The following is a 15,061-nucleotide window of genomic DNA, read 5'->3' as shown; positions in this document are numbered from 1 at the left end:
TGGAGGTACCGTGACCGGCCTGCGTTCCCAGAGCTCAGGGCTCCGTGCTCTACAGCCCGCGGCCTTCGGCGCGGAACCGAGCGGTGAGCGCCTGGAGCGTATTCGCCGGTCGCCCCATTTCAAGGACGGTGTCTTCCAGAACCCGGGCGGTACGGCGAGCACGCGGCCCTCGGGCTCCGCGCTGGAGCTGGCGAAGGCGTTCTTCGACAAGGACACCCGCCCCGCGCGCGCCCCTCGGGGGACGATCCCGGTGCACCCCACCACCCTGGCCGACCTGGCGGCGCCGCCCGCCACGGGGCTGCGGGTGACGTGGATGGGCCACTCCAGCGTGCTGGTGGAGATCGACGGACACCGGGTGCTGTTCGACCCGGTGTGGGGTGAGCGCTGCTCGCCGTTCCCCTTCGCGGGCCCGCGCCGACTGCACCCGGTGCCGCTGCCGCTGGCCGCGCTCGGTCCGGTCGACGTCGTGGTGATCTCCCACGACCACTACGACCACCTCGACATGCCCACGATCAAGGCGCTGGCCGACACGGACACCCTGTTCGCGGTCCCGCTGGGCGTGGGCGCCCACCTCGAACACTGGGGCGTCTCCCCGGACCGCCTGCGCGAACTGGACTGGCACGAGTCGACCAGGATCGGCGGCCTCACCCTGACCGCGACCCCGGCCCGCCACTTCTGCGGCCGCGGCCTGCGCAACACCCAGCACACCCTCTGGGCCTCCTGGGTGGTCGCCGGTGACGAGCACCGCGTCTACCACAGCGGCGACACCGGCTACTTCGAGGGCTTCCAGGACATCGGCGCCGCCTACGGCCCCTTCGACCTCACCATGATCCAGATCGGCGCCTACAGCCCCTACTGGCCCGACATCCACATGACCCCCGAAGAGGGCCTCCGCTCCCACCTCGACCTCCAGGGCGGCACCCCCCACGGCGTCCTCCTCCCCATCCACTGGGGCACCTTCAACCTCGCGATGCACCCCTGGGCAGAACCGGGCGAGTGGACCCGCGACGCCTCTGACGCCGCCGACCAGCCGGTGGCGTCCCCCCACCCCGGCGAACCCTTCGAACCGGCAGGCAAGCTCCCCACCGCCCCTTGGTGGCGCACCATCTCCCGGCCGATCGCCCGTCCGTGGCGCGAGGCTCAGGGGGTGGCGACAGCGGACGTCGAGGAGCGGAACAACGATCTGAACTTCGCCGGTGAGGCGTGACCGCCACCCCCACCTTTCTTGAGATGAGCTTCAGTCTCTTCTCGGCCAGAAGAAGCCCCCGACGATCACGGCCAGCACGAGGATCGCGGCGACGCTCGCGAGGGCCCATGCCGCGGCTCTGACGGACTCGAAGAATCCCGCCTGCAGAACCTGGACCACGCCGGACATCCCGGCAGCCGCGATCACGGCGAGGATCACTTCGAGCTTGGCGCGCTGCCTGGTCTCCCGCCGCTCTTCCTCGTGAGCCTCCTGCTCCTCTCGCCGCCTGGCCAGCTTCTCGATGCTGGAGCCGAGTTGGTCCTGTGCCACGTCCTCGATGAGCGCCTGCAGCTCCGTCACTCTCTCGCGGAAGTTCGAACCGTCCAGCACGAGCCGGATGATGTCGGCGACCACCGGGGACGACACCAGGGAGGGCGATCTGATCAGTGTGATGGTGGACCTGACCGACGTGGAGAAGTCGTTCAGGCGCGTTCTCTCCAGGTCCAGTTCACGTGCGAGAGCGCGCAACGCTGCGGCGCTGCCGCTCTGTTCGCGCTCGACCGCGTCGACCCGGACCCTGAACTCCTCGACGCGCTGGTAGTGATCGACGAGTTCGAGCGACCATCCGGCGAAGAGACCGTCGAGGGAGGCGGTGAACTCCGCGACGGTCATCTTGGTGGTCTGGGTGAAGGCCGCCATTCCGGGTGCGGCGATCGCCGTGGTGTTGGAGGTGCGGAGAAGCTTCTCCCCGGTCGAGCCGGTGATGTCGGCGATCAGGTCGCTCTCACGGACGTACCGCCCCCACTCGGCCAGGGAGCCGACCATCGGTGTGACGGGGCTCGTCAGCACCTGCGCCCCCATCGCCTCCAGCAACTCCCTCGCCGTGCGCATCTCGTGGCGCGGGGCGGACCTGGCCGGGCCCTGTGTGGTGGAAGCCGCGTTGACGGCCACGATGACATGGAACATTCCCGGGCTCGGCTCGGGGCGCCGGAGGTCCGGAGTTTCGGCACTCTCGGCCAGCCGTGCGCAGACGTCCTCGGTCAGGTCGGTCGCGAGCGCGGCGAGCCGTTCCCAGGCCCGGCCCTCCTGCCCGCCGAACGACACCCGTACATGGCCGTACTCCGGTGCCGCCCGCAGCATCATCGAATGCAGCTCCGCCGGTGTGACGTCGGCGATGTCGGCGGTGAACCGTACGTAATGGTTGCCGAGTCTGGAGAAGCGGATCTCAGCCCGCAGGTTCCCGAGCCGCTGCCCGTCGGAACCTTGCACCGCCACGTCGGGAAGCTCGACGAGCGCGCCGCCGTAACGTCGGTTGAACGCGTCCGAGCCGTTCCAGACGTCGTCCAGGTTCAGCGAGTTGTTGACGGACAGGACCGCCGCCCCGCCCAACTGCCAGCCGGAGCCGTGCGCACCGACCCGTTCGACCACCTCGCGGGGCGCGGTACGGCGTACGGCGAACGGATAGACGTAGGTGATCCGGCCCCGGTCGATCCGCAGCCACGGATCATTCCTCCTCTCCTCCAGGGAGAGCAGAGCGAGACGGTGAGCACGCAGTTCGCTCTGGTACCCGGAAGAGGCGATCGCGTCGGAGGACTCGGCCCGTTCGATCTCCGCCGCGACGTCGTCGAGCGGTTCGCCCGTGTCGAGGAAGCGGCGCAGTCCTCCCACCGCACGGGCGACGGCCAGGCCGCAGGTCTCGATCTCCTCGGCCCGCATGATGATGTACCGGCTCAGGTCCGGATGCTCGGCAGCCGCCCGCCGCGCCAGTTCCGCAGCTTGATGAGCACGCGCCACAGCCGTGCTCATCGCCTCTTCGTGAGGAGCCAACTGGCCCGTGACCATGGCGTTTTCGGCGTTGATCTGCGCGGCAACGCTGTCCATCAGCGCCACGACCGCCCGTGCGGCCGGCCGGTCGGGGGCGTCCAGGGCGGCACCGTGATCCCGCATGCACCGGGCGGCGCCTGCCAGCGTGTCGTGCAGGGGCCGGAAGTGGTACGAGATGTTCCACTCGGCCTCCACGGCGATGAGAACCAGCAGCAGCAACAGCGGCACGCCGCCCGGCACCGCTGAGGCCTTCGACCACTGTGCGAGGATCTCCGCCGCCGCGATCTCGGCGCGGTCGGCCGCCCCGTCGCTCGCGGGCGGCTGTTCGGTGTCGACGGTGGCTGCCCGCTGGGGCAGCTCGACGAGTCGGTCGGTCTCCACCTGATTCCCGGCCAGCCACGCGCGCAAGGGCCTCAACTCGCCCTGGGCCAGGGCATCCACGATGTCACGATGCACTCCCCAATGTTAGGTGGGGGCATGCCGCGTGTACCGCTTTCACGGTCGGGAGGACCCCGGTGCTCGCCATGACGACGCCACACGCACCACGGCCGCGACCCCTGGGGGCCGCGGCCGCGATGGGCGAGCGAGGTGGGTCAGCAGTACAGGTTGCCGCCGGGGGAGACGCCCAGGATCGACGTGAAGCGCTGGTAGGCGTCCACGCGGCTCTGGACCTGGGCGGGGTTGCGGCCGTCGCATTCCAGGGAGCCGTTGATGCTGCGGATGGTCTGGCCGAACCCGGCCTGGTTGACCATCGCGTTGTGCGGGGTCATGGAACCCGGCCCCGACTGGGTGTTCCAGTACCAGAGGCCGGTCTTCCAGGCGACCGCCGCGTCGGTCTGCACGAGGTTCGGGTTGTGCAGCAGGTCGATGCCGAGCGCGTCGCCGGCCGCCTTGTAGTTGAAGTTCCAGCTGAGCTGGATCGGGCCGCGGCCGTAGTACGCCGCCTGACCGGCCGGGCAGCCGTAGGACTGGCTCCAGTCGCAGTACGTCGGGTAGTTGGCCGTGTTCTGCTCGACCACGTAGACCAGACCGCCGGTCTCGTGGTTGACGTTGGCGAGGAAGGCCGCGGCCTCCTGCTTCTTCACGGTGTCGCTGCCGGTGTTGGCGAAGCCCGGGAAGGCGTTCAGGGCCGCGACGAGGCCCTGGTAGGTGTAGAACGAGTTCCGGTTCGGGAACATCTGGTTGAACTGGGCCTCGCTGACGACGAAGTTGCCGACCGGCGTGGTCGAACCGCCGTCACAGTTGTACGGCTCCCAGAACCAGGTGCTGATGATCGGGTCGTAACCCGGGTTGTCGTGCTCGGCGATGTACGTCTTGCCGTCCGTGTAACGGACGATGTCGCCGGTGACGTACGACTTGCCCGCCACCCAGTTGGGGTAGCTCGCGCACGACGCGGCCGTGGTGGCCGGAGCCGCCGACGCGGCCGGGGCCGACATCACCAGCGGGGTCACCGCGAGGGCGAGCGCGGTCAGCGCGGCGGAGACGTGTCGTCTCGACACAGAGTCAACTCCTTTGCAGGAAACGGCCGTACCCGGGCAGCGTGCGACGACGGGACCGGGATACCCGCGCGGGCGCCAGTGGCACCGGACAAGGCGCGTGGGGGTGGCCGTGGGGGGTGTGGGCCGCACTCAATCGCATTGGTATGGACCAGTCAAGTCGCCTGTGAATGAGGGGGTGAGGATCAGTCAACTTGCGCTGCTCTGAAGGTGCTTGGGCCTGCGGGTATGGGGGTGCGGGTGCTACCGGTCACATGTCCTCGCGCACGCGCCTCGCGGCAACCCGGCGCTGCGGTTGCGGGTCGGGCGGTTCCGGGGTAGCGCGTGGCCGGTTACCGTCGTCGTCCCGTGGGAGCCCGGGGCGCGACCGGCTCCTCGTGAGGGATCGCTCACCGTGGGGCATGATGGGTGGATCGACCCGCTCCCCGTGTCGGCGGGGAGGACCGGACCCTGCAAGGCGGTACGGACATGCCCACAGCGACTCTCGCCCAGGTGGTCCACGAGGCCGGCTGGAAGATCATCCCGCTCGACCTGGCCGGCGTCACCGACCAGGCCGGATTCATGCAGCGCTGCCTGCCCGCCCTCGACCTCCCGTCCTCGGCGGCCCGCAACTGGCAGGCCTTCACCGATGCCGCCGGTGACATCGGCTGGGGACCGGAAGTACCGGGCCGACTGCTCATCGTCATCGGCTGGCAGGGCTTCGCCAAGGCCCAGCCCGAGCAGTGGGAGAGCGCGCAACAGGTGCTGGAGTCCCTGGCCGGGCGGCAGCAGGAGTACGACTCGACGTTGGCGGTCGTGCTGGCGATCGCCTGAGGGGGCGGGCCTGGCGTTGCGTGGAGCGGGGTCCGGTTCGGGTTCCGTCCGGTTCGGGTTCCGTTCGGTTCCGGGGGCTTCGGTGGTGGCTGCGCTTCGCCGCGTACCGGGCGAGTGTCAGCGGCGCCCCGGCCGATGGTCGGCCCTCCACCCCGTGAAACGGCGCGCCCCCGGCCGACCCCCTACGCCTCCGCCGCCCCCTCCGTCGATTCCGGCGCCTTCGCCGCCACCGGCACCTCCGCCGGGTCGACCGTCCCCCCTGCCACCCGCCACACCACCGCCGCGGCCACTCCCGCCGCCGTACCGAACGTCACCGCCGCCGGAACGCCGCCGCCCAGCCGACCCAGCAGATACAGCGGCCCCCAGCCCGCCACGTCGCCGGTCAGCGGGATGCGGCCCAGCTGGCTCACCAGCAGGCCGAGCACCGTCGCGCAGACGCCGCACAGGGCCATCACCGGCACGGTGACCCGGGTCAAGAGCCCCGGGAGCAGGCGCAGGGACCACCACACCACCACGAGCAGCAGGGCGTCGAGGAGGCGGAAGAGCAGCCAGTCGGTGAGGGCGGTCGAGGTGGGGGGCGTCCAGAAGCCGAGGAGCAGCCACTGGCGCAGCAGCTCGCCCGGCTCGGAGAGGTAGCCGGTGCCGTAGGGCGACGTCTGGATCGCCGCGGCGACGGACTGGTACGACAGGACGATCACCGAGACCGCGACGACGGCCGTGCCGACGCTCGCGGACAGCCGGGCGGCATGGCGCGGGACGTCGCGGCGGACCGGCTCGTCCACGTCCTCGGTGTTGATCCGCGCGACCACCACCGTCCCGGCCGCCGCCAGGAGACCCGCGACCACCGTCACCTGCGCTCCCGACGCGATCACCCCCGACAGCTGGGGCAGCAGCCGGAAGCTCCCGCGCCCCCGGGAGGCGAGCAGCCACGGCGCGGACACCGCGGTGGCCAGCGTCCCGGCGGCCAGGCTCCAGGTCCACACCGCGAGCAGGGTGGCCGTGGCGCGGCCACGCGCCGGGGGCAGCGCGCGGAGCAGGAACACCGCGCCCGCGACGAAGAGCACGAAGACCATGACGTACCTGATCTGCATCGCGGCGCGGTAGAGGCTGACGTACTCGCCCCCGCTGAGCATCCCGGACGGCGGGTCGTACGACCACGGCATCAGCAACTGCCGTAGCTGGGCGGCCGTTTCGGGGTCGAGCATGGTGCCCGCGCCCGGCAGCCGCAGCGCCTGCGCGCTCGCCCCCGCCCACCACAGCACCAGCGTGACCAGCACGGCTCCGACCGCCGCCGGAAACAGCGCACGTCTGTATGTCATCTTCCGTCCCCCGCCGAGATGTTGAACGCCGTCAGGCGTCGATCAGGCGGAGAGTACGGGGTGTTGATCACATACGGATCACGCTCAGCGGGGCCGGGCCCGCGCTCAGCGGGGCCGCGTGCCCGAACTGCGGTAATCGGTATAGGTGTACGGGTTGTCGAGCACCTTGGTCGCGGGCACGTCCGGGTTCATCCCGGCGGCCCACGCCTCCTCCCCGATGACCGATCGCAGGTGCTCCACGCTCCGTTCGGCCGTGCGGCGTACAACAGCCAGGTCGACGCCGACCAGTTGGTGCTCGTACTTCACCACCCGGCCGTTCACGACCACGGTGTGGACATCGCCGCGCTGGGCCTGGAAGACCACGTGGCCATGGGGGTTGAGCAGCGGGAACGACACGGGGGAGCGGTCGTTGCGCAGCAGTACCAGGTCGGCCTTCTTGCCGGGCTCGACGCTGCCGAGGTCGTCGGATCTGCCGATGGCCCGGGCGCCGCCCGCCGTCGCCCATTCCACGACCTGTTCGGCACGCAGCGCGGCATGGGTGACGGTCTCGCCCCGGGCGTGGGCCTCCAGATGTTCGCGGGCCCGGTCGGCGCCCAGCGTGGTGCGCATCGCGGAGAAGAGATCGCCGCTCCACCACACGCTGGTGTCCATCGACAGCGAGACCGGGATGCCGTGGGCGCGCAGGGCCCAGGTCGTCGGATAGCCCTGGCCCGCGCTCTGCTCGCTCTCGGTGGAGACCGAGACGCTGCCGCCGGTCGCCGCGATGCGGTGGTAGGAGTCGGCCGAGAGCGTGGAGGCGTGGACGTACACCGTCTCGGGCGTCATGAACCCGTGCTCGTGCATCAGCCGGATGCCGCTGTCGTCGGTGGCGCCCCACACCCCGGCGTGGGTGGTGACGGCGACGCCCAGCTCGCGGGCGGCCTCGAAGGCGGGCCGTTCCGGGAACCCGGGATCTCCCGTGACGTCGAAGGCCAGTTGGAAGCCGAGCATGTCGTCACCGGTGATCCGGCGGCGCACGAAGTCCCGGAACTCCGGGGCCGTCGTCCACGCGGCCGGTGCCTGGTGGATGTTGCCGTAAGCGAGGACGAAGCGGCCGGGCACCGAGCGCAGGGCGTCCACGGCCGCGTCCGCGTGGTCGGTCGTCCGCAGCCCGTGCGACCAGTCCACGACCGTCGTCACCCCGGCGTCCAGCGCCTCCACGGCGGACAGCAGATTCCCGGCGTGGATGTCCTCGGGCCGGAAGACCTTGCCGTGCTCGAGGTAGTACCAGACGAAGTACTGGGTCAGCGTCCAGTCGGCGCCGTAGCCGCGCATGGCGGTCTGCCACATGTGGCGGTGTGTGTCGATCATGCCCGGCATCACGATGCCGCCCGCCGCGTCGATCTCCGCCGTCCCCTCCGGGACGTCGAGGCGCGGGCCGACGGCGGTGATCCGGTCGCCGGTCACGAGGACGTCGGTGCGGGGGAGCACCCGGTGCGTACGGTCCACGGTCAGCACCGTGGCGTCGCGGAAGACGAAGGGGCGGCCCGGTGCGAACGGGGCGGACTGGATCGGCACGGCAACTCCCGTTCGTGGGCGGGTGACTGGCCTGGGGGACCGGTGTACGGCCGCGCTTTCGACGGTCTCTGTGCAGCTGTCCGTACGACTGTCCGTGCAGCGGACAATCGGTCCGCTCCGATGGTGTTCAGCGGGGCGGTGCCGTGTCAATACCGCGTACAGTTCCGCGAGAACACCGTCCACGGAACGGGCGGCCTGACACGGACAGCGCACACGAACGGCGCACACGGACAGAAGGGGTTGCCATGCCGCGCGAGGGAACCGGGCCCGACTTCATCGAGGCACTGGCCCGGGGTCTTGAGGTGATCACCGCGTTCCAGCCCCGGCAGCCGGTCATGACGCTGACCGACGTCGCCACCGCCACCGGCCTCACCCGGCCGACGGCGCGCCGGATCCTGCTCACGCTGGCCGAACTCGGTTATGTGCGCCAGCAGGACAACGGTTTCGCCCTCACTCCCCGTGTGCTCGACCTCGGTGTGGCCTACACCCGGTCGATGGGGCTGTGGGATGTGGCCCGCCCCCACCTGGAGTGGCTGGTGGAGCGCACCAACGAGTCGTGCTCCATCGCCCAGCTCGACGGCTCCGACATCGTCTACGTCGCCAGGGTCTCCGTCCCCAAGGTCGTCGCCCTCGTGGTGCAGATCGGCACCCGCTTCCCCGCCCTGCCCACCTCGCTCGGCAAGGTCCTGCTGGCGGCGCTCCCGCCCGAGGAGGCGGCGCGGGTCGTCGCCGAGCCCAGCCGGTCCGGGCTCGACCCGGTGTGGCAGCCCGAACGCACCGAATGGGAGGCCGAGTTGCGCGAGGTGCGCGCCCGGGGCTGGGCGATGACCGACGAACAGCTGGCCCGGGGCATCCGCTCGGTGGCGGCCCCGCTGCGCGACGGCTCCGGGCGCGTCGTCGCGAGCGTCAACGTCAACGCGCACGCCGCCGAGACCCCGGCGGAGGTCCTGGTCAACGACCATCTGCCGCTCCTCCTCCAGGCCGCGGGCGAGATCAGTCTCGACTTCGCCCGCCTGGAATCCGCACCCCACACGGTCCGGCGACCGGAGCTGAAGCTGCCCAACGCCACCTCTGCCGCGCGCACTTGAGGTCGTACGGCCCCCTTGACGCCCCGACGCCGCCGACCCAGAATCCCTTGGCGGACGAACGTCCGTGCAGCGGACAGAGAGGCGAGGCCGATGCAGCGAAGCACCCAGCCGCACACCCCGCCGACGACGACCGGCACGGGCCCGCTCACCGGAGTCCTGGTCGCGGACTTCTCCCGCGTCCTCGCCGGGCCGTACGCCACCATGCTCCTCGCGGACCTCGGCGCCGACGTCATCAAGGTCGAGGGACCGAACGGCGACGACACCCGCACCTGGACGCCCCCGGTGCGCGGCGAGGTCTCCACCTACTACCTCGGCATCAACCGGGGCAAGCGCTCCCTCGTCCTCGATCTGCGCGACGAGCGTGACGCCGAGACCGCCCGCGAACTCGCCCGCCGCGCGGACGTGTTGATCGAGAACCTGCGGCCCGGCGGCATGGCCAAGTACGGACTCGACTTCGCGACCGTACGACGCGACAACCCCGGCCTGGTCTACGCCTCGATCACCGGCTTCGGCTCGGGCGCCGGACGCGACGTACCCGGCTACGACCTCATGGTGCAGGCCGTCTCCGGCCTGATGAGCCTCACCGGCGAACCCGACGGGCCGCCGTACCGCGCAGGGATCTCCGTGTTCGACGTGATGGCGGGCAACCACGCCGCGATCGGCATCCTCGCCGCCCTCCGCCACCGGGACACCACGGGCGAGGGCCAGCTGGTCGAGGTCAACCTGCTCTCCTCCGCGCTCACCGGCCTGGTCAACCACAGCTCGGCCTACGTCGCGGGCGGCACCGTGCCCTACCGCATGGGCAACGCCCACCCCAGCGTCTGCCCCTACGAGCCCTTCCCCACCGCCGACCGCGACCTCGTCGTCACCGCCGCCAACGACGGCCAATTCCGCAAACTGTGCGCGGTGTTGGACATCCCCGAGACCGCCGACGACCCCCGCTTCCGCCACAACGCCGACCGCACCGCCCACCGCGACGAACTCCACCCCCTGCTGACCGAGCGGTTCGTGACACGCGGCGCCGAGGAATGGTTCGACCTGCTCGTCGCGGCCGGAGTGCCGTGCGGGCCCATCAACACCATCGACGGCGGATTCGCCCTCGCCGAGCGCTTCGGACTCGACCCGGTGGTCAGCGTGGGGGAGGGCGAACGCGCCGTACCCACCACCCGGCACCCCATCCGCTTCTCCGCCACCCCGGCCACCTACCGCCTACCGCCACCCGAACTGGACGAACACGGCGCGGAGTTGCGCAAGTGGCTGGCCGACCCCGAGGGTGAACGGCCATGACCGGCGAGCCCCTTGACCGAGAAGGGACCGCCGGGCAGATCCCGCGCCCCGCCTACCCCACCGCCCTCGGCGCCTCCGACCCCGACCGCATCACCCTGCTCGGCCACGACCTGGCCGAGGACATCATGGGCTCGGTCGGCTTCGGGGAACTCGCGTTCTGGCTGGCCGCCCAGCGGCGGCCGAGTCCTGGTGAGACCAGGGTGTTCGAGGCCGTCCTCGCCGCCCTCGCGGACCACGGCTTCACCCCCACCGCCATCGTCACCCGCCTCACCTACCTCTCCGCACCCGACTCGGTGCAGGGTGCGCTGGCCGCCGGACTGCTCGGTGGCGGCTCCCGCTTCCTCGGCGTCACCGAGGACACCGGACGCTTCCTCCACGACGTCCTGCTCTCCCTGGACGGCGACCTGCCGAAGGACGAACAGGGCTGGGACGAGGTCGCGTCGAGAACCGTCCGCGAGAGCCGCGCGGCCGGAGCGTTCGTACCCGGTCTCGGACACCACGTCCACAAGGAGGGCGACCCGAGGACGCCGCGACTCATGCGCATCGCGGAGGAAGAGGGCCTGTCCGGGCCGCACTTGACGCTCTTCGCGGCCATCGGCCGGGTCCATCCGGCCGTCCTCGGCCGCACCCTGCCCCTCAACGGAGCCGGAGTCTGCGGAGCCGCCCTCGCCGACCTCGGCCTGCCCCTGGAACTCCTGCGCGGATTCGCCCTGTTGGCCCGCACCGCCGGACTGATCGGCCAACTCGCCGAGGAACTGCGCCATCCGGTCGCACGCGACGTGTTCCTGTCCGTGGACCTCCACCACGCCCCCGTACCCCCCGACCCGTTCGCACCCGAACCCCTGGCACGGCCCCCGCACCCCGGACCACGGCCGGAGGACTGACCGCGCCCGCGACCCCGCGTGCCGTGAGCCGCGCCGCGCGAGGTCCGCGAACGGACGGACCCACGCGACAAGAGAGGCAGGGCCGCACCGTGTTCGCCGACGAGGACGACATCACCGAACTGGCCGTCCAGCGCTGGGCCACCGCCCACTCCCCGCGCCTGGGCGAGCTGATGACCGCACTGGTCCGCCATCTGCACGCCTTCGCGGCGGAAGTGCGTCTCACCGAGGACGAATGGGCCGCCGCGATCCAGTGGCTCACCGCCGCGGGGCAGACCTGTGACGACAAACGGCAGGAACTCATCCTCGCCTCCGACGTGCTCGGACTGAGCATGCTGGTGGTCCAGTTGAACAACCGCTTCGGCCCCGAGGCCACCCCCGCCACCGTCCTCGGCCCGTTCCACATCGACGGATCGCCCACGGTGCCCGACGGGTTCGACCTGTCCGAGGGCCTTCCCGGCACCCCGCTCTACATCACCGGAAAGGTCACCGACACGGCGGGCAAGCCCCTCGCGGGCGCCGTGCTCGACGTCTGGCAGGCCGACGCCGACGGCGCGTACGAGGCACAGCTCCCCGAAATCGACGAGGCGCGGCTGCGCGCCAAATACCGTACGCGGAAAGACGGTTCGTACTGCATCCGCACCATCGCGCCGCGCGGTTACGCCATTCCCATGGACGGTCCGGTCGGCGATCTGATCCACCGGACGGACATCAGCTGGTTCCGGCCCGCGCACATCCATTTCCTGATCGACGAACCCGGTCACCGGAAGCTGATCACCCACCTTTTCCAGGAGGGCAGCGAATATCTCGACAGCGACGTCGTCTTCGGCACCAAGGCCCCGCTGATCGTACGGTTCACCGAGCGTCCAGCCGGGACCGCGCCGGACGGCGCCCCCGTCGGGGAGCCGTATCTGCACGCCACGTACGACTTCGTCCTGCAACCCGAGTAAGCGTCCCGCCGCCTCGGAACCCGGTCTCGACCGCGCTGTTCGGTGACGCCATTTTCTGACCGAGTCGGACTGTTTTCTTTTCTCTGTGTCCTGTCTCGCGTACGGGAATTCGGCGCGATTATCGGTCTGCCGTACGAAGCCTCATACCAGAGCGGGATGTCGGCCGGGTGACTTTGCCAACTGCCCATCAGACCGGATGCGCAGGCAACTACCGTGAGTGTCCGTCGGACGACGCGGGGCATTTTCCCGGCCCGTGCCGCCGACACCGCCAGGCGTGGTGCCCCCAGGGCGCACCACGCGAGGACAGGCCCGACGGACCAGTACGAGGACGCAGATGTCTCACCTCCGCGCACCGGCCAACCGTGCCGACCGCCGGGAGGGCGGCAGGCACGGACGACCGGTCGCCCGACCCGCTCCCGCGCTGCCCGAGACGCACATACGGCCCCAACTCGTGCGGCTCGCCGTGCTTCCGCCCGTCGCGGTCGCGCTCGCGGCGGTCGCGGCCGTCGTCTTCTGCGTCCGCTCCGGCCGCGTCCCCCTGGGCCTCGGTCTGTGGGTCGTGCTCGCCGGAGCCGTCGTGGTGGCCGCCGCCGCGATCGCCATCGCGGCCGTGGCCGCCGACCGCGCCGCGCGCTCCGTCGGAGAACGCGTCGGCGCCCTGCGCCGTGGCGCCGCACGCGGCGAGGCCGACCTGCGCACGCTCGTCGACGCGCTGCGCAAGGGCGAGGCGCCCCCGCAGCGCAAGCCGCGCCGCAGGCCGCCCGAGGACGCCGACGACTTCGAACTCCTCGCCGCCGACCTCGCCCGCGCCCACGACGGCGCCGTCACCGCCGTCGTACGCGCCGCCCAGCTCTCCAGCCAGGCGGGCAGCGAACAGAAACTGGAGGTCTTCGTCAACCTCGCCCGGCGCCTGCAGTCCCTGGTGCACCGGGAGATCTCCATCCTGGACGAGCTGGAGAACGAGATCGAGGACCCCGACCTGCTCAAGGGGCTCTTCCACGTCGACCACCTCGCCACCCGCATCCGCCGCCACGCCGAGAACCTCGCCGTGCTCGGCGGCGCCGTCTCCCGGCGGCAGTGGAGCAACCCGGTCGACATGACCGAGGTGCTGCGCTCCGCCATCGCCGAGGTCGAGCAGTACTCCCGGGTCAAACTCGTCCCGCCCATCGACGGCGAACTGCGCGGACACGCCGTCGCCGACGTCATCCACCTCCTGGCCGAACTGGTCGAGAACGCCACGGTGTTCTCCGCCCCGCAGACCCAAGTACTGCTGCGCGCCAACCTCGTGACCTCCGGGCTCGCCGTGGAGGTCGAGGACCGGGGCCTCGGCATGCCGGTCGACGAACAGCACCGCATGAACGCCCTGCTCGCCGACCCCGACCAGGTCAACGTCGCCAGCCTCCTCGCCGACGGCCGCATCGGCCTCTACGTCGTCTCCCAACTCGCCCGCCGCCACGGCATCGGCGTACGGCTCCAGACCAACATCTACGGCGGCGTCCAGGCGGTGCTGGTCATCCCGCAGGCCCTGCTGGGACCGGCACCGGGGATCATGTCCGGCGCTGCGGGGGCTGTTGGACAGGGGGAGGGGGCTGAGCAGGCCCAGGTTGCGTCCGGGACCGGGGAGTTGATGGCTGCGGCTGGACGGCCTTCTCTGGCGCCGGGGGCGACGAGCGATGTCGTGTCGGCGGCGGACGGTGCGTCCGGTGGCGAGTCGCGCGTGGCTCGTGATGAGGGCGCGGCACCTGTGGACATGGGAGCGGTCGGCGGTGACGCGGGTCGTGACCCGGGTGCGGGGGAGAGCAGGGGCTCCGGTCGGACGTGGGCGGTGCCGGGCGTTTCCACTGGAAACACAGGGAAGGCGCCGGGCACCGGGCGGGGGCGGCATGCCCAGGCCCCGGGAGCGGGTGGGAACGGAGGCGGGGGCACACCGCCGCCTCTGCCCACGCGCGGTGCCCATGAGCGGCGGCCCAACCCCGCCGAAGCCGTGCCCGGCGTCAGCGCCGAGGACCGGTCCATGGTGGAAGCCACCATAGGCGCCCTCCCCACTCCGCGTGTCGGCGGTGCGGTGCGCGGCACCATGGAGCGGCCCCAACTGCCCCGGCGCCGCGCCCAGGAACACATCGTCCCCCAACTCCGTGGCGGCCCCGCCCCCCGCCAGGAGGGCGACGCCGTCGCGGACCACGACCCCGGCCTGATGGCCGCCTTCCAGCGCGGGATCGGGCTGGCGGAGACCCAGCAGCACCTGGAGACGACGGGGTCCGGCTACCCGGAGACGCCCTCGGAGGAGGGGGCCGTGGGGATGGCTACGGGGCACATGGGGCCGGGGTATGTGTCGTCTCCGCACGCGGAGGCGGCCCACATGGCGCCTGGCCCCATGGGTCCGGAGCACACGCAGCTGCGCCACACGGGCGGCACCGGCCACCTGGCGTCCGAGCACATGGTTTCCGCCCCCATGTCCGCTGCGCCGATGTCCGCTGACCCTCTGGCGTCCGGCCACATGGTGTCGCTGCACATGGAGCCGAGGGAGCCAGGGGACCTGGAGCCGACGCACATGGAGCCGACGCACATGGAGCCGACGCACATGGAGCCGACGCACATGGGGCCGGACCCCACGGCCACCACCTCCACTCCCACGCCCCCGACCCCCTACCCCCACCCCC

General features: G+C 71.3%; 11 protein-coding genes. 7 read left to right on the top strand and 4 right to left on the bottom strand.

What is annotated here, in order from left to right; translation table 11 throughout:
* Positions 1-10: 10 nt before the first annotated feature.
* On the top strand, positions 11-1,207 hold the full coding sequence (locus B079_RS0115780) for an MBL fold metallo-hydrolase (RefSeq protein ID WP_018546797.1): 1,197 nt from the start codon (positions 11-13) through the stop codon (positions 1,205-1,207).
* Positions 1,208-1,237: 30 nt separating this feature from the next.
* Here the strand turns inward: B079_RS0115780 and B079_RS0115775 are convergent, their stop codons facing one another.
* On the bottom strand, positions 1,238-3,466 hold the full coding sequence (locus tag B079_RS0115775; RefSeq protein ID WP_158685001.1) for a hypothetical protein: 2,229 nt from the start codon (positions 3,464-3,466) through the stop codon (positions 1,238-1,240).
* Between the two features lie 137 nt (positions 3,467-3,603).
* Positions 3,604-4,509, bottom strand: coding sequence for a glycoside hydrolase family 19 protein (locus B079_RS0115770; protein ID WP_018546795.1), 906 nt, complete (start codon positions 4,507-4,509; stop codon positions 3,604-3,606).
* A 465-nt stretch (positions 4,510-4,974) separates the two neighbouring features.
* On the opposite strand from B079_RS0115770, the gene B079_RS0115765 reads away from it, so the two are divergent.
* Positions 4,975-5,319, top strand: a complete 345-nt coding sequence (locus tag B079_RS0115765; RefSeq protein ID WP_018546794.1) for a barstar family protein — start codon at positions 4,975-4,977, stop codon at positions 5,317-5,319.
* A gap of 182 nt (positions 5,320-5,501) precedes the next feature.
* On the opposite strand, the gene B079_RS32150 is transcribed toward B079_RS0115765, so the two are convergent.
* The gene (locus B079_RS32150) at positions 5,502-6,638 is read right to left on the bottom strand and encodes a hypothetical protein (RefSeq protein WP_051095160.1); all 1,137 of its coding nucleotides are present in this window, start codon (positions 6,636-6,638) and stop codon (positions 5,502-5,504) included.
* 105 nt (positions 6,639-6,743) lie between these two features.
* Entirely contained in the window at positions 6,744-8,195 is a 1,452-nt protein-coding gene (locus B079_RS0115755) for an amidohydrolase family protein (protein WP_018546792.1), read from the bottom strand.
* A 245-nt stretch (positions 8,196-8,440) separates the two neighbouring features.
* Here B079_RS0115755 and B079_RS0115750 point away from each other — a divergent pair, with 245 nt between their 5' ends.
* The 5 genes from B079_RS0115750 to B079_RS32145 form a co-directional block, all read left to right on the top strand.
* Entirely contained in the window at positions 8,441-9,283 is an 843-nt protein-coding gene (locus tag B079_RS0115750; protein ID WP_018546791.1) for an IclR family transcriptional regulator domain-containing protein, read from the top strand.
* A gap of 90 nt (positions 9,284-9,373) precedes the next feature.
* The gene (locus tag B079_RS0115745) at positions 9,374-10,570 is read left to right on the top strand and encodes a CaiB/BaiF CoA transferase family protein (protein WP_018546790.1); all 1,197 of its coding nucleotides are present in this window, start codon (positions 9,374-9,376) and stop codon (positions 10,568-10,570) included.
* Entirely contained in the window at positions 10,567-11,454 is an 888-nt protein-coding gene (locus B079_RS0115740) for a citryl-CoA lyase (protein ID WP_018546789.1), read from the top strand. Before B079_RS0115745 ends, B079_RS0115740 begins: the two co-directional genes overlap by 4 nt.
* An 89-nt stretch (positions 11,455-11,543) precedes the next feature.
* Complete coding sequence (locus B079_RS0115735) at positions 11,544-12,401, top strand: dioxygenase (RefSeq protein ID WP_018546788.1); 858 nt, start codon at positions 11,544-11,546, stop codon at positions 12,399-12,401.
* A 334-nt stretch (positions 12,402-12,735) separates the two neighbouring features.
* Positions 12,736-15,061 (top strand): sensor histidine kinase (locus tag B079_RS32145; RefSeq protein WP_018546787.1); only part of this gene is annotated, 2,326 nt, incomplete at its 3' end.

Source organism: Streptomyces sp. LaPpAH-108 (genome assembly GCF_000373625.1).
Lineage (GTDB): Bacteria > Actinomycetota > Actinomycetes > Streptomycetales > Streptomycetaceae > Streptomyces.
Note: the sequence above shows the minus strand (reverse complement) of the source record. Positions and strands in the feature narration are given on the sequence as shown.